The following is a 22747-nucleotide window of genomic DNA, read 5'->3' as shown; positions in this document are numbered from 1 at the left end:
GGTCTCGTCCCTGGCTTCGTCACTGCTCTTCCAGAGCCCTCGTCACGTACGTGTGGATGCCGTCGACCGAGGTGAAGAGGCCCATGTCCTCGAACTGCGGGTCGATGACCACGCCGTGGCGCTCCTCCAGCCCGTGCTGGAGGACGATCAGGGTGAACGAGTCGATCACCAGCTCGCTGTCGTCCGAGAGTTCCTCGGGCGGTCCGAGCCCCGCACTGTCGGTCAATATCGCTCTGATGTCGTCCTTCGAGATCAACGGCCCCCCTGTGCATGCGAGGTGACTTCCGATGTGACGTGCTCGTGCAGGAGCGTGGGGTCGCGGACCAGCTTCCCCATGGAGTTGCGTGGCAGCAGCCGCGTGACGACGAACCGCTTGGGTACCTTGACGGGACTCAGCCGCTCCCGGCACCAGGCGGTGAGCGCGTCCGGGGTGACCGTCGCGTCGGCGCCCACGAACGCCTCGATGACCTGACCATGTGTCACCACGGCCTCGGCCACCTGAGGATGGGCCAGAAGGGCGCTCTCGACCTCCGTGAGGTCGACCTTGAGTCCGCCGACCACGACCAGCGAGTCGGCCCGGCCCAGCAGGGTGAGGACACCGGTCGCCGGGTCCTGGTGGACCCGGTCGTAGGTGCGCAGCCAGCCGTCCGAGAAACGGTCGGCGTGATCGCCGTACAGGTACGGCGACCGGTCCATGCGGACGTACAGCTCCTCGCCGACGACCTTCACCTCGGCGCCGGGCACCGGGGTTCCCACCTCCGGTGGCACGGCCGTGCCGGACAGGTCGCCCGCGAGCAGCCCGATCTCGGTGAGGCCGTAGACCGGGCTGACAGACAGGCCGAAACGGGCGCGGAACCGGTCGTAGGTCTCCTGCGGCACCCGTTCGCCGCCGGACACCGCGAGCCGCAGCGCGGGCAGTTCGGGCCGGCCGCCGACGCGGGACAGCAGCTCGTGATGGACGGGTGTGCCGTACACGGCGGTCGTCCCGGTGGATGCCATCAGCCGCACCACCTCCGCCGGGCGGAGCGTCGGCGGGACGATCAGGGTCGCCCCGGCCGCGAGGGCGTGCAGGACGCCACTGACCAGGCCCATGTTGTGCATGACCGAGTTCAGCAGCATCAGCCGGTCGCCCCTGCCGGGGATCCCGGGGAGTGCGCTGTGCCGGTCGATTTCGGCGAGCACGGAGTCCGCGGGCCGGCCGATGACCTTGGGCCGGCCGGTCGAGCCCGAGCTGAACTGCACCAGGCGTACGCCGTCGACGGCGGGCCGGCCGTCGGGCATCCGCAGGACCGTGAAGTCGGACTCCTGCCGGAATCCGGCCACCGGTCCGTCGGCGCCCGCCGCGACGACGAGGTGCTGCGGGCGCACCAGCTCGGCCAGCGGCTCGTACTCGGCCGGTTTCAGCCGGAAGTCGACCAGCACCACCTGCGCCCCGCGACTCCACAGGGCCAGCAGCACGTACAGATAGGTGAAACTCGGCTTCATTCTCAGCAGAACCGAGCTGCCCTCCCCGATTCCATGGTCGCGAAAATGCTTGCCGAGATCGGCGACCGCCGTGCGTAACTGTCCTCGGGTGACCGGTGCGCGGGAAACAGCCCATATCTCGTCGTCCGCGCCCCGGCTCAGCAGATGACTTCCCCACCATGTCTTTGCCATACAGGCTTCCTTTTGAGAAACAGGTCCGGGAAACATGCGATCCGACATTCAGTGAGGGCGAAACTAACACTGCCCGGAAACGAGGGGCAAGCGCCCGTCCGTCCATGGACAAGAGACGTCCGTCCTGTGCGGCCGGTTGTCTCCGCCCCGGCCCTCAGGAAGGTTCACCGGCCCTTCACAAGGGAGTTTCAGGTGCGCCGACACGGTGAAGGCGCACGCCGGACCGCCGTCAGGCGCGTGTGCCGGCTTCGGCGGGCGGTCCCGTTGTCCCGCCGGCGGGACATGCGTGTGGCATAGCCCATTGATCTCCTTGACCCTCAGAACTTCCCGGGGTTAGGTTCTCCTCGGTTGTGATTCCGGGCAGTTGTGCCCGATTTCAGCGCGTACGGCTAGCCGCATCGCTCCTCATTGCCCGACGGCAGCCGTTCCACTGGTGCGCTTCGAATTGTCGGCCCGCTTTCCGGGCCGTTGTGAGTTTTTATTCCTGCCTCTCCGGCCGTCCGTGCGGGGGATATCTCGGAGGTGGAGACTTGTCCGTCAGTGTTGGCACGACGCTGCCCCTCACGGCTGCGCAGCGCGAGATATGGATCGCCGAGCAGCAACTCAAGGAAACGAATCGCGTATTCCGGGTGGGCGAATATCTGGAGATCCACGGATCCGTGGATCCGGCGCTCTTCGCACAGGCCCTGAAACGGGTCGTCGCCGAGGCCGACGCCCTGCATGTCCGCTTTGTCGAGCAGCGCGGTGAGGTCCGGCAGGCCGTCCAGGAGCCCGGCGACTGGTCGCCCGACCTGGTCGACCTGAGCGCGGAGCCGGATCCCGAACGTGCCGCCCGCGACTGGCTGGACGCCGCGGTCGCCCGGCCGATGAACCTCGAAGAGGACCGGCTGTTCGACCACGCGCTCCTGCGACTGAGCGCCGACCGCTTCCACTGGTACCAGGGCTACCACCACGCGGTGATGGACGCCTTCGGATCCCTGCTGATCACACGCAGGGTCGCCGACGTCTACAGCGCACTCGTCGAGGGCGGCCCGGTCGGGGCGAGCCCGTTCGGGTCACTGTCCGACCTGGTGGCCGCCGACGAGAAGTACCGGGCGTCGGACCGATTCGCCCAGGACAGGTCGTACTGGACGGATCGCCTCGCCGATCGCCCCGAGCCGGCCGGGATCGTCGGCCGGCCAACGACCACCCCGGAGCACTATCTCCGGCACACGACGGCACTGGATCCGGCGGAACTGACCGAGCTGCGCGACGCCGCGCGCCGGGCGCGGGTCCCCTGGTCGCACCTGGTCATCGCCGCCGCGGCCTTCCATGTCCATCGGGCGACCGGCGCATCGACCGTGGTGCTCGGACTGCCGGTGACGGCACGCCTGGACCAGGTGCAGCGGCGGACGCCCGGCACCGCCTCCAACGTCCTCCCCCTCAGGCTGTCGCTCCGACCGGACCTGACGCTCGGTGAACTCCTCGGCCAGGTCGGAACCCGTGTACGCGAACTGGGCGCCCATCAGCGGTACCGGGCCGAGGACATCCAGCGGGACCTGGCGCTGCCCGGCAGTACGGGGACGTGGTTCACGCCGATCGTCAACGTCATGTCCTTCGACTACGCGATCACGTTCGCCGGCCTGCCGACCACCGCCCACAACCTCTCCTCAGGGCTGGTGGGCGACCTCACGCTCGCCGTGTGGGACCGACGCGACGGCACCGGCCCGACGGTCGACCTGAACGCCCATCCCGAACTCTGCACGGCACCCGAGCTGGCCGCTCATCATCGGCGTCTGCTCATCGCGTTGAGGGCGGTCACGGCGACTGCGCTTGACGATCCGATCGGCCGGATCGAGCTGCTCACCTCGGAGGAGCGAGCCGCGTTGCTGCCCGCCACCGAGGCCCCCGTACCGTCGACAAGCACCCTGCCGGAACTCTTCGAGGCACAGGCCGCCCGGACACCGGAAGCGACGGCCGTGGTCTGTGACGACACCACGCTGAGCTACCAGGAACTCAACGAGCGCGCCAATCGGCTGGCGCATGTGCTGGCCGGCGGGCGCGGCCTCGGCCCCGAGCACATCGTGGCCCTGGCCCTGCCGCGCTCCCCCGAGCTGATCGTCGCCGTCCTCGCCGTCCTCAAGACCGGTGCCGCCTATGTGCCTCTCGACCCCGCCTATCCACCCGCCCGTCTCACCCACATGATCAGCGACGCACGGCCCGCCCTCCTGCTCACCACGACCGACGCCAACCTGCCCAGCGACACGCCCCGCCTTCACCTCGACACCCTCGACCTCACCCACCAGCCCGCCCACAACCCCATCACCGCTCTCGCCCCCGACCACCCGGCCTACGTCATCTACACCTCCGGCTCCACCGGCCGACCCAAGGGCGTCGTCAACACCCACCGGAACGTGGTGCGGCTCTTCGACGCGACCCGGAAGTGGTTCGGCTTCGGCCCCGACGACGTGTGGACGCTGTTCCACTCGTACGCCTTCGACTTCTCCGTCTGGGAGTTGTGGGGCGCGCTGCTGCACGGTGGCCGGCTGGTCGTGGTGCCCTACGAGGTCAGCCGGACGCCGGGCGCGTTTCTCGACCTGCTGGCGGAGCACGGCGTCACGGTCCTCAACCAGACCCCGTCGGCCTTCTACCAGTTGGCGCAGGCCGACGCCTCCCGGCCGGGGCGTCACCTCGCCCTGCGTACCGTGGTGTTCGGCGGTGAGGCGCTGCAACCGTCCCGCCTCACCGACTGGTACGAGCGCCACGCCGACGACGCGCCGCAACTGGTCAACATGTACGGCATCACCGAGACCACGGTGCATGTCACGTACCAGCCGCTGACCCGCGAGCGGGCGACCGGTGCGGCAGCGAGCGTGATCGGGGTGGGCATCCCCGATCTGCGCACCTATGTGCTGGGTTCGGGGCTGGAGTTGGTGGCGCCCGGTGTGGTGGGCGAGCTGTATGTCGCGGGGGCCGGTGTCGCCCGCGGCTACCTGGGCAAGCCCGGCCTGACCGCGGAGCGCTTCGTCGCGGACCCGTACGCCGACGCGCCTGGCGCCCGTATGTATCGCACCGGCGACCTGGTCCGCTGGAACCCCGACGGTGAGCTGGAGTTCGTCGGACGGGCCGACCACCAGGTCAAGATCCGCGGCTTCCGTATCGAACCCGGCGAGATCGAGAAGGTCCTCACCGACCACTCAGGCGTGACCGAGGCCGCGGTGGTGGTCCGCCGGGAACAGTCCGGCGATGCTTCCCTGGTCGCGTACGTGGTGGCGCGGGAGGCCCTCCGGGCGGAGGAGATACGGGAGTTCGCGCGCGATCGGCTGCCTGAGCACATGGTGCCCGCGGCCGTCGTACTCCTGGATTCCCTTCCCCTGACGGCCAACGGCAAGCTGGACCACGCGGCGCTGCCCGCACCGGAGTTCGCGGCGGCCGGGTCGGGTCGGGGGCCGCGCACTCCGCAGGAGCAGATCGTGTGCGATCTGTTCGCCCGGGTGCTCGGGCTGCCGCGCGTCGGCGTGGACGACGACTTCTTCGACCTCGGTGGGCACTCGCTGCTGGCCACCCGGCTGATCGCCCAAGTCCGGGCCGCGTTGGGCGTCGAGCTGGAGCTGCGTGCCCTGTTCGAGGGTTCGACCCCGGCCGCGGTGGCGGCACTCCTGGACACCGCGGCGCCCGCGAGGCCGGCGCTGACCGTCCGGGAGCGTCCGCGGGTTCTGCCGCTCTCCTCGGCCCAGCGGCGGCTGTGGTTTCTGCACCGGATGGAGGGGCCGAGCGCCACGTACAACATTCCTCTCGTGGTGCGGCTGTCCGGTGAGCTGGACCGTGACGCGCTGCGTGCGGCTCTCGCCGAGGTGGTGGCCCGGCACGAGAGTCTGCGCACGGTGTTCCCCGAGGTCGACGGCATGCCGTGTCAGCAGGTGCTGGCCCCCGAGACGGCCGTACCACACCTCGCGGTCACGCCCACGACCGAGGCGGAGCTGCCGGACGTACTCGCATCGGCTGCCCGGTACGCCTTCGACCTGGCGGCCGAACCTCCGCTGCGTGCCCAGTTGTTCACGCTCTCGGCAGAGGAGCACGCCCTCCTGGTCGTGGTGCATCACATCGCCGGCGACGGGTGGTCCCTCGGTCCGCTGTCCCGGGAGCTGACGGAGGCGTACGCCGCGTGGACGCAGGGGCAGGCGCCGAAGTGGTCACCTCTGCCGGTCCAGTACGCCGACTACACCCTGTGGCAGAACGAACTCCTCGGCGACCAGAACGACCCCGACAGCCTGTTCGCCACCCAGATCGACTACTGGACCCACGCGCTGGACGGTCTGCCCGATCAGCTCACGCTCCCCACCGACCGGCCTCGCCCGGCGGTGATGACGTATCGAGGTGACTACCTCACCGTCGACATCGACCCCGAACTCCATCTACGTCTGACCGACTTCGCACGGGCTTCGGGGGCCAGCCTGTTCATGGTCCTGCAAGCGGGACTGGCCGCTCTCCTCACCCGTCTGGGCGCCGGGGAGGACATCCCGCTGGGCAGCCCCATCGCCGGGCGTACGGACCAGGCTCTCGACCATCTCATCGGGTTCTTCGTCAACACCCTTGTCCTGCGCACCGATACGAGCGGCAACCCGACCTTCGGCGATCTGGTCCAGCGCGTACGGGAGACCAATCTCGCCGCCTACGCCCACCAGGACGTGCCCTTCGAGCACCTGGTCGAACTTCTCGATCCCACCCGCACTCTCTCCCACCACCCGCTCTTCCAGACCATGCTCGCCCTCCAGAACGCCCCCGAGACCGAGTTCGAGCTACCGGGACTGCGCGCCGGTGTCGAGTTGGGCAGGACGGGCACGGCGAAGTTCGACCTGTTCTTCAGCCTTGCCGAGCGGCGGGGTGAGCGCGGTGATCCGCAGGGCATCACCGGTGCTGTCGAGTACTCCAGCGACATCTACGACGCGCCCACCGTCCGGGATCTCTTCGACCGGTGGGTCCGGTTACTGGACGCGGCCGTGTCCGATCCCGACGGCCCGCTGAGCAACATCGACCTCCTCTCGGCGGAGGAACACCGGCGGACTCTGGTGGAGTTCAACGACACCGCCTTGCCACTGCCCGACGCCTCTCTCGGCGAGCTGTTCGCGCGGCAAGTGAACAGGACCCCAGACGCCCCGGCAGTCACCTGCGGCACCACGACGCTGACCTATGCGGAACTGGACGCCCGCGCCAACGAGCTTGCGCACAGGCTGATCGCCCACGGAGTCCGGCCCGGGGACGCCGTCGCCGTTCTCCTGCAACGCTCCACCGCAACGGTCGTCACCGTCCTCGCCCTGACCAAGGCCGGCGCCGTCCACGTCCCCCTCGACACCCGCTACCCGGCCGAACGCATCCGCCATGTCCTCACCGACACCGGCGCCGCCGCCTCGCTCGTCGTCACCGACACGACGACGCAGTCTCAACTCCCGCCAGGGGCAGCCGACGTGCTCGTCATCGACGCCGGCGACCTGGCTGGTGGCGAGCCGCAGGCACCGAATGTCGCCGTGCACCCGGACGATGCGCTCTACGTGATGTACACCTCCGGTTCGACGGGGACACCCAAGGGCATCGTCGTCACCCACCGCAACGTCACCGCCCTCGCACTTGACCCCCGCTTCGACGCCCACGCCCACCAACGCGTCCTCCTCCACTCCCCCACCGCCTTCGACGCCTCCACCTACGAACTGTGGGTCCCCCTCCTCAACGGCGGAACCGTCGTCGTCGCCCCCGCAGGCGACCTCGACATGCCGACCCTGCACGACACCATCACCACTCAGCGCGTCACCGCGCTCTGGCTCACCAGCTCCCTCCTCAACCTCATCACCGACCACACCCCCGAAACACTCACCCACGTACACCAGGTGTGGACCGGCGGCGAGGCCGTCTCCGGCGCGACCGTCCAGCAACTCCAGCGCGCCTGCCCTGCGTTGACCGTGATCGACGGCTACGGCCCCACCGAGACCACCACCTTCGCCACCCACCACCCCGTCCCCCGCCCCTACACCGGCCACCCCACCGTCCCCATAGGCCGCCCCATGGCCAACACCCGCACCTACGTACTCGACCCCCACCTCCAACCCGTACCGCCCGGCGTCACCGGCGAACTGCACATCGCCGGCGCCGGTCTCGCCCGTGGCTATCTGAACCGGCCCGGGCTGACCGCGGAACGCTTCGTCGCGGACCCGTACGCCACCGAACCCGGCGCCCGTATGTACCGCACCGGGGACCTGGTGCGCTGGAACGCCGACGGCGATCTCGAATACCTGGGCCGTACCGACCACCAGCTCAAGATCCGCGGCTTCCGCATCGAACCCGGCGAGATCGAGAACACCCTCACCGACCACCCCGACGTCACCCAAGCCGCCGTCATCGCCCACCACGACCAGCCCGGCAACGCCCGACGCCTCACCGCATACGTCGTCGCCGACACCGCCGTAACGCCGGAAGGTCTGCGGGAGTTCGTGCGGCGGCGGCTGCCGGAGTACATGGTGCCGTCCGCGTTCGTCGCGCTCGACCGGTTGCCGTTGACAGCCAACGGGAAGCTCGACCGGGCCGCGCTGCCCGCGCCCGAGTCGGCGGCGCACACGGATGCTCCGCGCCGGAAGCCGCGTACCGCGCGTGAGCGGCTTCTCGGGGAGTTGTTCGCGCGGGCTCTCGGCGTGGATCGGGTCGGGCCCGACGACGACTTCTTCGCGCTCGGCGGGGACAGCATCGTCTCGATCCGTCTGGTCAGCCTGGCGCGTTCGGCGGGCGTCGGGTTCGCGGTCCGGGACGTCTTCGAGCAGCGGACGGTGGCCGGACTCGCTGTGGTCGCCGAGGAGTTGGCGGGGTCGGCCTCGGACGCCGACGACACGGGCGTGGGCACCGTCGAACCGACCCCGATCATGCGCTGGTTCGACGCGCGCGGCGGCCGCGTGGACGCGTTCCATCAGGCGATGCTGCTGGAGGCGCCCGCCGGGCTCCGCGAGGACGACCTCAACACGGCTGTGCAGGCGCTCGTGGACCACCATGACGCGCTGCGGCTGACCCGGACGCCGAGCAGTGATCCGGACGGCGGAACGTGGTCGCTGGCGGTCGGGCCGGTGGGCTCCGTGCTGGCCGGGGACGTGGTGCGCTGCGTCGAGACCGGTGACGCCGGTGTGGATCAGGCGCTGGTCCGCGTGGAGGCGGAGGCGGCGTCGGCCCGGTTGTCGGCCACACGGGGGCTGCTGGTGCAGGTGGTCTGGTTCGACGCCGGACCGGCGCGTCCGGGCAGGCTGTTGTTCGTCGTCAACCATCTCGCGGTGGACGGAGTGTCCTGGCGGATCCTGCTTCCGGATCTCGTCACGGCCTGTGAGGACGCAAGGCTCGGCCGGCCGCCGCGGCTGTATCCCGTGGGCACGTCGCTGCGCCGCTGGTCGGGGATCCTCGCGGCGGAGGCCCGACGGCCGGCCCGTGCCGCCGAGGCGGCCCTGTGGACCGGCGTGCTCGGCGCGGCCGACCCGCCGTTGACCGTCGACCGGCTGGATCCCGTACGGGACACCGTGGGCCGGGCCCGCGAGGTCGGGTTCTCCCTGCCGCCCGAGGTCACCACCCCGCTTCTCACCACCGTCCCGACGGCCTTCCACGCCGGGGTGGACGATGTCCTGCTGACCGCGCTCGCCCTGGCGGTCGCGCAGTGGCGCCGCACGCATGCCCGCGGACGGCACTCGGCGCTGCTGGTGGACGTGGAGGGGCACGGGCGTGAGGAGATCGCCGAGGGCGTGGACCTGTCACGCACCGTGGGCTGGTTCACCTCGCTGTATCCCGTCCGCGTCGACCCGGGACCCCTGGCCTGGGAGGAGGTCACCGGCGGCGGGCCGGGCCTCGGGCCGGCGCTGAAGCGGGTCAAGGAACAGGTGCGCGCACTGCCCGACCGGGGCCTGGGCTTCGGCCTGCTGCGTCACCTGAATCCCGAGATCGGGCCGGGGCTGGCCGGGCTCGCCGTACCGCAGATCGGGTTCAACTACCTCGGTCGGTTCCCCTCCGCGGGCACACCGGTGGTTCCCGGCACTCCGGGGTGGGCCGTGGCGTCGGAGACGGAGACCGGCCTGCTGAGCGGCGCCGATCCGGCGACCGCCCTGGCCCACGGGCTGGAGGTCAACTCCATGGTCCGCGACGCGCCGGACGGGCCGGTGCTGGAAGCCGTCTGGACCTGGGCCCCGGATCTCTGGCGCGAGCGGCACGTCCGGGTCCTCGCCGACCACTGGTTCCAGGCGATCCGGGGACTGGTCCGCCACGGCGACCGGTCCGGCACGGGCGGCCACACGCCCTCGGACTTCCCCCTGACCGAACTCAGCCAGCACGACATCGAGCAGCTCGAAGCCGCGTGGAGGAATCAGACATGACGTCGTCCGGCCTGGAAGACATCCTTCCCCTCTCCCCCATGCAGGAGGGGTTGCTGTTCCACTCCCGCTACGAGCAGGACGGCGCGGACGTCTACGCGGTGCAGCACGTCTTCGACATCGAAGGCGCCCTCGACGGGGCCCGCCTGCGGGCCGCGGCCCGCGCGCTGGTCCAGCGGCACCCGAACCTGCGCGCCGGATTCCGGCAGGTGGACTCGGGCCAGACCGTGCAACTGATTCCACGTCAGTTCGACTTGCCCTGGGACGAGTTCGACCTGGCAGCGCTGCCCGGCGCCGAGGCGGAAGCGGAGCTGGCGCGGCTCGCAGCCAAGGAGCACCGCCGCCGATTCGACCTGGCCGAGCCGCCCCTGCTGCGCTTCACCCTGGTGCGGATGCCCGGGGAGCGCCACCGCCTGTTGATGACGACCCATCACATCCTGCTCGACGGCTGGTCGATGCCCATCCTCCTGCGCGAACTGACCACGCTGTACGACAGCCGGAGCGACGCCGCCGCGCTGCCCCGGCCCACCCCCTACCGGCAGTACCTGAGCTGGCTCACACGGCAGGACCGGCCGGCGGCCGAGACGGCCTGGCGGGAGGCACTCGCCGACCTGGAGCAGCCGACGTTGCTCACTCCGGTGGATCCGGGCCGTCCCGGGCTGATGCCGGAGCGGATCACGGTGGAGCTGTACGAAGATCGCACGGCGGCGCTGGCCGAGTGGGCGCGTCGGCAGGGGGTGACCCTGAACACCGTTCTCCAGGCGGCCTGGGGTCTGGTGCTGAGCCGCCGCACGGGCCACGACGACGTGGTGTTCGGGGCCGTCGTCGCCGGCCGTGACCCTCAACTGCCCGGCGTCGAGGACATGGTGGGCCTCCTCATCAACATGGTGCCGGTGCGGGTTCCGCTGGATCCGGCGCAGTCGCTGCTGTCGACCGTCGTACGGCTCCAGGACGCGCAGTCGCGGCTCACTCCGCACCACCACCTGGGGCTGGCCCGCATCCAGCAACTCGCCGGACTGGGCGACCTGTTCGACACCTCCTTGGTGTTCGAGAACTACCCGTGGGACGACCCCGCCGACCGGCCGGACACCGGGCTGCGCATCACCCCGGACCTGGGCCGCGCACGCGACGCGACCCACTATCCGCTGACCCTGATCGCCGCCCCGGGCCGCCGTCTCTACCTGCGCCTGGACTACCGCGACGATCTCTTCGACCGGGCCACGGCCGCCGGGTTCCTCGACCGGCTGATCCGGGTTCTCGACCTCGTCGTCACCGACCCCGACCGGCCGATCGGCCGGATCGACCTGCTCACTTCGGAGGAGCGCGCCGCGCTGCTCCCCGCCACAGAGGTGCGGAAGCCGTCGCAGAGCACCCTGCCCGAGCTGTTCGAGGCCCAGGCCGCCCGCACACCCCGGACGACGGCCGTGGTCTGCGACGACACCACGCTGAGCTACGAGGAACTCAACGAAAGCGCCAACCGGCTGGCGCATCTGCTCACCACCACCCACGGCATCGGCCCCGAGCACATCGTGGCCTTGGCCCTGCCCCGCTCCCCGGAGTTGGTCACAGCCGTCCTCGCCGTCCTCAAGGCGGGTGCCGCCTACCTCCCCCTCGACCCCGCGTACCCGTCCGCCCGCCTGTCCCACATGATCAGCGATGCCCGGCCCACGCTTCTCCTCACGACGGCCGACGCCACCCTGCCCACCGACACACCACGCCTGCACCTCGACACCCTCGACCTCACCCACCAGCCCCCTCACAACCTGACCACCGCTCTCGCCCCCGACCACCCCGCCTACGTCATCTACACCTCGGGTTCCACCGGCCGGCCCAAGGGCGTCGTCATGCCCGCGGGCGCCCTGGTGAACCTTTTGGAGTGGCATCACCGATCGGTCGGCGGCGAACCGGGCACGCGGGTCGCGCAGTTCACGGCGATCAGCTTCGACGTGTCCGCGCAGGAGATGCTGTCGGCCCTGGCCTACGGCAAGACGCTGGTGGTCCCCGACGAGGACGTCCGGCGTGACGCGGCCCGGTTCGCCGAGTGGCTCGACGAGCAGCGGGTGGAGGAACTCTTCGCGCCGAACCTGGTGGTGGAGGCCGTCGCCGAGGCCGCCGTGGAGCAGGGACGTGCGATGCCGAGGCTGCGGACCGTCGCACAGGCGGGCGAGGCGTTGACACTGAGCAGCGTGGTCCGTGAGTTCCAACGGTCGGCGCCGGGCCGCGTGCTGCACAACCACTACGGTCCCACCGAGACGCATGTGGTCACGGCCCACACCCTGGGCGCCGACCCCGGCACGTGGCCACTCTCCGCCCCGATCGGTCGGCCGATCTCCCACACCCGTGCGTATGTGCTGGGTTCAGGGCTGGAGTTGGTGGCGCCCGGTGTGGTGGGCGAGCTGTATGTCGCGGGGGCCTGTGTCGCTCGCGGCTATCTCGGCAGGCCAGGACTGACCGCTGAGCGTTTCGTCGCGGACCCCTACGCCGCCGAACCCGGGGCCCGCATGTACCGCACCGGCGACCTGGTCCGCTGGAACCCCGACGGGGAGCTGGAGTTCATCGGCCGCGCCGACCACCAGGTCAAGATCCGCGGCTTCCGTATCGAACCCGGCGAGATCGAGACGACGCTCACCGACCACCCCGACATCGCTCAAGCCGCCGTCGTCACTCGCGAGGACCAGCCCGGCAGGGCCCGGCTGGTGGCTTACGTGGTGGTGCAGAAGGCGCTACGGGCAGCCGATGTACGGGAGTTCGCGCGCGACCGACTGCCCGAGCACATGGTGCCCTCGGCCGTCGTACTTCTGGACTCCCTCCCCCTCACGGCCAACGGCAAACTGGACCGGGCCGCGTTGCCGACGCCGGAGTTCGCGGCGGCCGGAGCTGGGCGGGAGGCGCGTACGCCGCAGGAGCAGATCGTGTGCGATCTGTTCGCCCAGGTTCTCGGACTGCCGCGCGTCGGCGTGGACGACGACTTCTTCGACCTCGGCGGGCACTCGTTGCTTGCCACCCGGCTGATCGCACGCATTCGGGCGTCCCTCAGTGTCGAGATCGGCCTGCGCACCCTCTTCGAGGCACGGACCGCGGGCGCGGTCGCGGCTCGGCTCGACACCGCAGGGCCGGCACGACTCGCCCTGACCAAGCAGCAGTTGCCCGAGGCGGTCCCGCTGTCGTTCGCGCAGCGCCGGCTGTGGTTCCTGCACAAGATGGAAGGGCAGAGCGCCACTTACAACATCCCTTTGGTCCTGCGGCTTACGGGCGAGCTGGACCGAGACGCGTTGCGTGCGGCCCTCGGTGACGTGGTGGCCCGGCACGAGAGTCTGCGCACGGTGTTCCACGAGGTGGACGGCAGGCCGTATCAGCACGTCCTCGACGACGTGACCGTCGACCTGCCCACCACTCACGTCACCGAGGCCGAGCTGCCGGACGCCCTGGCATCAGCGGCCCGCCACACCTTCGACCTGGCGACCGAACCTCCCCTGCGCGCCGAGCTGTACCGGCTCGCGCCCGACCGGTGTGTCCTCTTCCTGATCATGCATCACATCGCGGGGGACGGCTGGTCGCTCGGGCCGCTCGCCGACGACCTCACCCGCGCCTACACCGCACGCACCCAGGGCGAGACACCCCAATGGGCGCCCCTGCCCGTGCAGTACGCCGACTACACCCTCTGGCAGAACGAACTCCTCGGCGACCAGAACGACCCCGACAGCCTCTTCGCCACCCAGATCGACTACTGGACCGAGACCCTCGCCGGCCTCCCCGATCAACTCGCGCTCCCCACCGACCGGCCCCGCCCAGCGGTCATGACGTACCGAGGCGATTACCTCACCGTCGACATCGACCCCGAACTCCATCAACGTCTCACCGACCTCGCACGGGCTTCCGGGGCCAGTCTGTTCATGGTCCTGCAAGCCGGACTCGCGGCGCTTCTCACCCGTCTGGGCGCCGGGGAGGACATCCCGCTGGGCAGTCCGATCGCCGGGCGTACGGACCAGGCCCTGGACCACCTCATCGGGTTCTTCGTCAACACCCTTGTCCTGCGCACCGATACGAGCGGCAACCCGACCTTCACCGAACTCATCCAGCGAGTACGGGAGACCAGCCTCGCCGCCTACGCCCACCAGGACGTCCCCTTCGAGTACCTGGTCGAACTCCTCAACCCCACCCGCACCTTGTCCCACCACCCCCTCTTCCAGACCATGCTCGCCCTCCAGAACGCCCCCGAAGCCCACTTCCAACTCCCCGACCTCACCATCGACATCAACCCCGGACGCACCGGCACCGCCAAATTCGACCTCTTCATCAGCCTCGCCGAACAACGCGGACCGCACGGCGAACCCCAAGGGATCACCGGCGCCATCGAATACTCCAGCGACATCTACGACCCGCCCACCGTCCAGAACCTCTTCCACCGCTGGACCCAGCTCCTCGACGCCGCCACCACCCACCCCGACCGGCCGCTCGGACACATCGACCTTCTCTCGGCCGAGGAACAGCGGCAGTTGCTCGACACCTGGCAGGGCACCGAGACCGACACCGAGGTCGGTGAAGCCCTGCTGCCGGCCCGTTTCGCCGAGCAGGCCGCCGAGACCCCTGACGCGGTGGCTGTGATCGCCGGGGACGCGTCGAACACGTCCCTGACCTACGCGGAGCTGAACCGATCCGCCAACCGGCTGGCTCATGCCCTGCTCCGCCGGGGTGCCGGACCGGAACGCGTGGTCGCCCTGGCGCTGCCGCGGTCCACGGATCTGGTCGTCGCCCTGTTGGCCGTGCTCAAGGCCGGTGCCGCGTACCTGCCGCTGGACCCCGACCACCCGGTCGGGCGCATCGAGTACGTGGTGGAGGACGCGCGGCCCGCCCTGCTGCTCACCACCCTGGCGACCGACTCCCGGACCACGCCAGGCGGCGGCTCGACCGAGCGACTGGTGCTGGACTCCCCGGATGTGCGGGCGCTGCTCGCCGACTGCCCTGACACGGACCCGGACGACACGGACCGCGGGGCACCGCTGCGGGCCGCCGACGCCGCGTACGTGATCTACACATCCGGTTCGACCGGCCGTCCCAAGGGCGTGGTCGTGCCGCACTCGGCGCTGCTCAACTTCCTGGACGCCATGCGGCGCAAGGTCCCGCTCCGGCCGGAGGAACGGCTGCTCGCGGTCACGACGGTGGCTTTCGACATCGCCGCGCTGGAGCTGTACCACCCGCTTCTGTCGGGTGCCACGGTCGTCCTCGCGCCCAAGGAGGCCGTCCCTCAGCCGTCCGCCGTCCTCGACCTGATCGCCCGGCACGGTGTCACGGTCGTGCAGGGGACACCGTCCCTGTGGCAACTGCTGGTCGCCCATGAGCCGGAGTCCCTGCGCGGTCTGCGGATGCTGGTGGGCGGCGAGGCTCTGCCCACGCCGCTCGCCGAGTCGATGCGTGCGCTCACGGACGATCTGACGAACCTGTACGGGCCCACCGAGACCACCATCTGGTCGACCGCCGCCGATCTGGCCGGCGGTACGGGCGTCCCACCGATCGGCCGGCCGATCTCCAACACCCGTGTCTATGTGCTGGGTTCGGGGCTGGAGTTGGTGGCGCCCGGAGTGGTGGGCGAGCTGTACATCGCGGGGGCCGGTGTCGCCCGCGGCTATCTGGGCAGGCCCGGCCTCACGGCGGAGCGGTTCCTCGCCGACCCCTACGCCGCCGAACCCGGCGCCCGTATGTACCGCACCGGCGACCTGGTGCGCTGGAACCCCGACGGGGAGCTGGAGTTCATCGGCCGCGCCGACCACCAGGTCAAGATCCGCGGCTTCCGTATCGAACCCGGCGAGATCGAGACGACGCTCACCGACCACCCCGACATCGCCCAGGCCGCCGTCGTCGTCCGTGAGGACCAGCCCGGCGACGCACGCCTCGTCGCGTACGTCGTCGCGGACACCTCGGCCCGGGCGCATGACCAGGCTGTGGAGCAGGACCAGCTCGGCGAGTGGCAGCACCTGTACGACTCCGTGTACACCACGGCGCCGAGGACGGCGTTCGGTGAGAACTTCGCGAGCTGGAACAGCAGTTACGACGGTGAGCCGATCCCGCCGGCCGAGATGCGGGAGTGGCGTGACGCGACCGTCGACCGCATCAGGGCGCTCGGACCGCGCCGCGTCCTGGAGATCGGCGTGGGTACCGGCCTGCTCCTGGCGAAGCTGGCGCCCGCGTGCGAGGAGTACTGGGGCACGGACTTCTCCGACACCGTCATCGAGGATCTGAGGCGCCACGTCGAGGACGATCCCGTCCTGGCCGCGCGCGTCCGGCTCCACGCCCGGCCCGCCCACGACTTCGACGGTCTTCCGACGGGCCACTTCGACACGATCGTGCTCAACTCGGTGGTCCAGTACTTCCCGAACGCCGGATACCTGGAGCAGGTGATCCACAACGCGGTCCGGGCGCTCGCCCCGGGCGGTGCCCTGTTCATCGGTGACGTCCGCAACCCCCGTCTGCTGCGCACCTTCGCCGCCGGAGTGCAGATCGCGCGTGCCGACGACCCCACCGACACCGTCGCCGTCCGCCGTGCAGTCGAACAGAGCCTGGTCCTGGAGAAGGAACTCCTCATCGACCCGGAGTACTTCACCGCGCTCAGCCAGCACGTCCCCGACATCACCGGCGCCGACATCCGGCTCAAAGCCGGCACCGCCCACAACGAACTCACCCGCTACCGCTACGACACCACCCTCTACAAGACCGGCACCACACCCGAACCCCTCACCGACACCCCCACCCGGCCGTGGGCCGGGGACCTGGACTCCCTCGCCGATCACCTGCGCACCGCGCGCCCCGACCGGCTCCGGGTGACCGGCGTTCCCAACCCGCGTCTCGTCCGCGAACTCGCCCTCCAGCAGGCCCTCGACGCGGGCGATCCACTGCCCGCCGACGTCAGCGCGGCGCAGTTCGGCCTGGAGCTCTTCCACGACCTGGGCGACGAGCACGGCTACTGGACCGGCATCACCTGGAACACGCACGACCACGGCGCCGCGGACGTCGTCTTCGTCGAGCGGAGCCGGCTGGCGGACCGTGTCCCGGTCGGCACGTACGCCCCTCTCCACACCGGCACCTCCCACACCCCCCTGTCCACGTGGACGACCGACCCGGCCGCTCGTCGCGGGACCGGCGCCCTGGTCACCGCGCTTCGTGAGCACGCCCGCCACCAACTGCCCGACTACATGGTCCCGACGGCCGTCGTCCCGCTCGACCGGCTCCCCCTCACGGCCAACGGGAAGCTGGACCGGGCCGCGCTGCCGGTACCGGAGTTCGCGTCGGCCGGGTCGGGTCGGGGACCGCGCACACCGCAGGAGCAGATCGTCTGCGATCTGTTCGCCCAGGTCCTCGGACTGCCGCGCGTCGGCGTGGACGACGACTTCTTCGACCTCGGTGGGCACTCGCTGCTGGCCACCCGGCTGATCGCCCAGATCAGGGCCGCGTTCGGCGTCGAGTTGGAGCTGCGCGCACTGTTCGAGGGCCCCGCCCCGGCCGCGGTCGCGGCTCTCCTGGACACCGCCGGCCCCGGTCGACTGGCGCTCACCGTGCGGCCACGGCCCGACGTCATGCCGCTGTCCTTCGCGCAGCGCAGGCTGTGGTTCATCCACAAGATGGAGGGTCCCAGCGCCACGTACAACATCCCGCTCGCTCTGCGCCTCACGGGTGAGTTGGACCGTGACGCGTTGCGCACGGCCCTCGGTGACGTGGTGGCCCGGCACGAGAGTCTGCGCACGGTGTTCCCGGAGGTCGAGGGCGTCCCGTGCCAGCGGGTGCTGGCCCCCGAGACGGCCGTACCGCGGCTCGCCGTCACGCCCACGACCGAGGCCGAGCTTCCGGACGTACTGGCAGCGGCGGCCCGGCACGCCTTCGACCTCGCGACCGAACCTCCCCTGCGCGCCGACCTCTTCGAGCTCTCGGCTCAGGAGTACGTGCTGCTGCTGGTCGTCCATCACATCGCGGGGGACGGTTGGTCACTGGGGCCGCTCGCCGCCGATCTCACCCGCGCCTACACCGCACGCACCCAGGGCGAGACACCCCAATGGCCGCCCCTGCCCGTCCAGTACGCCGACTACACCCTGTGGCAGAACGAACTCCTCGGAGACCAGAACGACCCCGACAGCCTCTTCGCCACCCAGATCGACTACTGGACCCACGCACTGGCCGAACTCCCCGACCAGCTCACGCTTCCCACCGATCGCCCGCGTCCGACGGTGATGACGTACCGAGGGGACTACGTCACCGTCGACATCGATCCAGACCTGCACCGGCGCCTCACCGAAGTGGCACGGGCTTCCGGCGCCAGTCTGTTTATGGTGCTCCAAGCAGGCTTGGCCGCGCTTCTCACCCGCCTCGGCGCCGGGGAGGACATCCCCCTCGGCAGTCCGATCGCCGGGCGTACCGACCAGGCCCTCGACCACCTCATCGGCTTCTTCGTCAACACCCTCGTCCTGCGCACCGACACGAGCGGCAACCCGACCTTCAACCAACTCATCCAGCGGGTACGGGAGACGAGCCTCGCCGCCTACGGCCACCAGGACGTGCCGTTCGAGTACCTCGTCGAACTCCTCAACCCCACCCGCACCCTCTCCCACCACCCCCTCTTCCAGACCATGCTCGCTCTCCAGAACGCCCCCGAAGCCCACTTCCAACTCCCCGACCTCACCATCGACATCAACCCCGGACGCACCGGCACCGCCAAGTTCGACCTCTTCATCAGCCTCGCCGAACAACGCGGAGAACACGGGGAGCCGCAGGGCATCACTGGCGCTGTCGAGTACTCCAGCGACATCTACGACGCGCCCACCGTCCAGAACCTCTTCGACCGCTGGACACAGCTCCTCGACGCGGCCGTAGCCGATCCCGACCGGCCGCTCGGCCACGTCGATCTCCTCTCGGCGGAGGAACACCGGCGGACTCTCGTGGAGTTCAACGACACCGCCCTGCCTCTGCCCGACGCTCCCCTCGGCGAACTGTTCGGGCGGCAGGCGAGCACGACCCCCGACGCCCCGGCGGTCACCTGCGGAACCGACACTCTGACCTACGCGGAACTGGACGCCCTGGCCAATCGGCTCGCGCACCAACTGATCGCCCGTGGAGTCCGCCCCGGGGACGCCGTCGCCGTCCTCCTCCAACGCTCCACCGCGACCGTCACCACCGTCCTCGCTCTGGCCAAGGCCGGCGCTGTCTACGTCCCTCTCGACACCCGGTATCCGGCCGAGCGCATCCGCCACGTCATCGCCGAGACCGGTGCCGCACTCGTCGTCACCGACGCACCGTCGCAGTCTCACCTGCCCCTGGAATCAGCCGAGTTGTTCGTCATCGATGCGGACGACCGGGGCGTGGAGAGTCCCGCAGCGCCGAACGTCGCTGTCCGTCCCGAGGACGCGGCCTACATGATGTACACCTCCGGTTCGACCGGCACGCCCAAGGGCATTGTCGTCACCCATCGCAACGTCGCCGCCCTCGCGCTGGACCCTCGCTTCGACGCCCACGCCCACCAACGCGTCCTCCTCCACTCCCCCACCGCCTTCGACGCCTCCACCTACGAACTGTGGGTCCCCCTCCTCAACGGCGGAACCGTCGTCGTCGCCCCCGCAGGCGACCTCGACATCCCCACGCTCCACCACACCATCACCACTCACCGCATCACCGCACTCTGGCTCACCAGCTCCCTCCTCAACCTCATCACCGACCACACCCCCGAAACACTCACCCACGTCCACCAGGTGTGGACCGGCGGCGAAGCCGTCTCCGGCGCCACCGTCCAGCAACTCCAGCGCGCCTGCCCTGCGTTGACCGTCATCGACGGCTACGGCCCCACCGAGACCACCACCTTCGCCACCCACCACCCCATCCCACGCCCCTACACCGGCCACCCCACCGTCCCCATCGGCCGCCCCATGGCCAACACCCGCACCTACGTACTCGACACGCAACTCCGCCCCGTACCGCCCGGCGTCACCGGAGAGCTGTATGTCTCCGGCGCCCACCTGGCCCGCGGCTACCTCGGCAAGCCCCACCTCACCGCCGAACGCTTCGTCGCCGACCCGTACGCCACCGAACCCGGCGCCCGTATGTACCGCACCGGCGACCTCGTACGCCACACCCCCGACGGCAACCTCGAGTACCTGGGCCGCACCGACCACCAGCTCAAGATCCGCGGCTTCCGCATCGAACCCGGCGAGATCGAGAACACCCTCACCGACCACCCCGACATCGCCCAGGCCGCCGTCATCGCACACCACGACCAGCCCGGCGACACCCGCCTGACCGCCTACATCGTCCCCGACACCACCGACACGGCGAAGGACGACGAGGAGCGGAGCCAGATCGGTGAGTGGCAGGATCTCTACGACTCCCTGTACTCGGGAGCCGGGGCCGATCCGGCGTCCGGTTTCGGTGAGGACTTCTCCGGCTGGAACAGCAGTTACGACGGACGGCCGATCCCGCTCCCCGAGATGCGGGAGTGGCGTGCGGCCACGGTCGAGCGGATCAGGGCGCTCGGGCCGCGCCGCGTCCTGGAGATCGGCGTGGGCACGGGACTGCTTCTGGCGAAGCTGGCGCCCGCGTGCGAGGAGTACTGGGGCACCGACTTCTCACCGGTGGTGGTGGAGGCGTTGCGGCGCCATGTCGAAGCCGATCCCGAGTTGGCGCGCCGTGTGAGGCTGCGCGTCCGGGCCGCGCACGAGCAGGGCGGGCTTCCGGAGGGCCACTTCGACACGATCGTGCTCAACTCGGTGGTCCAGTACTTCCCGAACGCCGATTACCTGCACCAGGTCATCGAGCAGGCGTTCCGTCTCCTCGCCCCGGGCGGCGCCTTGTTCATCGGTGACGTCCGCAACCCCCGTCTGCTGCGCACCTTCGCCGCCGGAGTGCAGACCGCACGCGCCGACGACCCCACCGACACTCCCGCCGTCCGCCGCGCCGTCGAACAGAGCCTGGTCCTGGAGAAGGAACTCCTCATCGACCCCGAGTACTTCACCGCACTCGCCCACCGCATCCCCGACGTCACCGGCACCGACATCCGGCTCAAGCGCGGCACCGCCCACAACGAACTCACCCGCTACCGCTACGACACCACCCTCTACAAAGCCGGCACCACACCCCGGCCCCTCACCGACGCCCCCACGCACCCCTGGCCCGGCAGCCTGGATTCTCTCGGCGAACGGCTCCGCACCGCTCAGCCCGACCGGTTGCGCGTGACCGGCATACCCCACGCGCGCATCGCCCGGGACCTGGCCGTACAGCGCGCGCTCGAAGCCGGGACGGCGCCTGCCGATCCGGTCACGCCCGGCGTCGATCCGGAGGAGTTCCATCGTCTGGGCGAGGAGCACGGGTACTGGACGGCGGTCACCTGGAACGCGTACGACCCGGCGGCTCTCGACGTCGTCTACGTCAGGCGGGGGCTGCTCGGCGACGGTGTTCCCGTCGGGGTCTACGTGCCCTCGGACACCGTCGGCGACGGTCGGCCGCTGTCGTCGTGGACGACCAGCCCGGCCACCGGCCGGGACACCGGTTCGCTGCTCAGGGCCGTGCACGAGCACATCCGGCGTCATCTGCCCGAGTACATGCGGCCCACCGCCGTCGTTCCGCTCGACCGGCTTCCGCTGACCGCCAACGGCAAGCTCGACCGGGCCGCGCTGCCCGCGTTCGACGTGGAGCGCGGCGACATCGGGCGGGCGCCCGCGACGCCGCAGGAGCAGGTGGTGTGCGAGCTGTTCGCGGAGGTGCTGGGCCGGCCCGTGGTCGGGGTGGCCGAGGACTTCTTCGACCTGGGCGGGCACTCCCTGCTGGCCACGCGGCTGATGGCCCGGCTGCGGGCGGCCTTCGGTGTCGAGTTGGGTGTGCGGAGCCTGTTCGAGGCGCCGACTCCGGCCGGGATCGCGGCGCGGCTCGACGTGGACGACGCGGACGGCTCGTACGAGGTGGTGCTGCCGTTGCGGACCGGGGGCGGCGGGCCGCCGTTGTTCTGCATCCATCCGGGCGGCGGCATCGGCTGGTCGTACAGCGCGCTCATCAAGCACCTGGGTCCGCGGTACCCGCTGTACGGGATCCAGGCGCGCGGGCTGGCGCGTCCGGAACCGCGGCCGGGCAGCATCGAGGAGATGGCGGTGGACTACGCCGATCAGATCCAGACGGTGCAGCCGCACGGTCCGTACCATCTGGCCGGCTGGTCGTTCGGCGGGCTGTGCGCGCACGCGCTGGCCGCGGAGTTCCAGCGGCGCGGTGAACCGGTGGCGCTGGTCGCGGTGCTCGACGTCATCCCGGACTGGCAGGGTCTGACCCACGCCGACGTGCCCGCCCCCGACGACCGGGTGATGCTGCTCTACCACGTCGGTCTCGTCGACGACGGCGGTCACCGGCACGACGACGCGGAGATGACGTTCGCCGAGGCGCGGGAGATCCTGCGCCGTCAGGGCAGCGTGCTGGCCAACCTGGACGAGGACCGGCTCACGACGATCACCGAGATCTCCGCGAACAACACCCATCTGACCATCGACTACCGGCCCGGCCCGATCGACGGCGACCTGCTGCTGATCGCCTGCTCGCAGCAGCAGGACCCGCCGGTCACGGCCGCGGCCTGGCAGCCGTACGTCCGCGGCACCGTCGAGGCCCATGAGGTGCCCGGCGAGCACGGGACGATGCTGACCCGCTCGGACACGCTGGCCGGGATCGGCCGGATCCTCGCGGCCAAGCTGCATGAACTCTCCGGCGACGAGTGACCC

4 protein-coding genes are annotated in these 22747 nt (G+C 70.4%); 2 read left to right on the top strand and 2 right to left on the bottom strand.

What is annotated here, in order from left to right:
* Positions 1–19: 19 nt before the first annotated feature.
* Both G6W55_RS22520 and G6W55_RS22515 read right to left on the bottom strand, forming a co-directional pair.
* Positions 20–226, bottom strand: coding sequence for a hypothetical protein (locus tag G6W55_RS22520; RefSeq protein ID WP_175522633.1), 207 nt, complete (start codon positions 224–226; stop codon positions 20–22).
* 26 nt (positions 227–252) lie between these two features.
* Positions 253–1656, bottom strand: a complete 1404-nt coding sequence (locus tag G6W55_RS22515) for a class I adenylate-forming enzyme family protein (RefSeq protein WP_175522632.1) — start codon at positions 1654–1656, stop codon at positions 253–255.
* Positions 1657–2186: 530 nt separating this feature from the next.
* Here G6W55_RS22515 and G6W55_RS22510 point away from each other — a divergent pair.
* On the top strand, positions 2187–10022 hold the full coding sequence (locus tag G6W55_RS22510) for a non-ribosomal peptide synthetase (protein WP_175522631.1): 7836 nt from the start codon (positions 2187–2189) through the stop codon (positions 10020–10022).
* Positions 10019–22744 carry a non-ribosomal peptide synthetase gene (locus G6W55_RS22505; protein WP_175522630.1) on the top strand — a complete coding sequence of 4242 codons (12726 nt, stop codon included), beginning with the start codon at positions 10019–10021 and terminating at the stop codon, positions 22742–22744. Before G6W55_RS22510 ends, G6W55_RS22505 begins: the two co-directional genes overlap by 4 nt.
* Positions 22745–22747 lie beyond the last annotated feature (3 nt).

This window comes from Streptomyces sp. CAI-85, from assembly GCF_013363615.1.
Lineage (GTDB): Bacteria > Actinomycetota > Actinomycetes > Streptomycetales > Streptomycetaceae > Streptomyces > Streptomyces antibioticus_B.
This window is presented reverse-complemented; position numbering and strand designations above follow the sequence as displayed.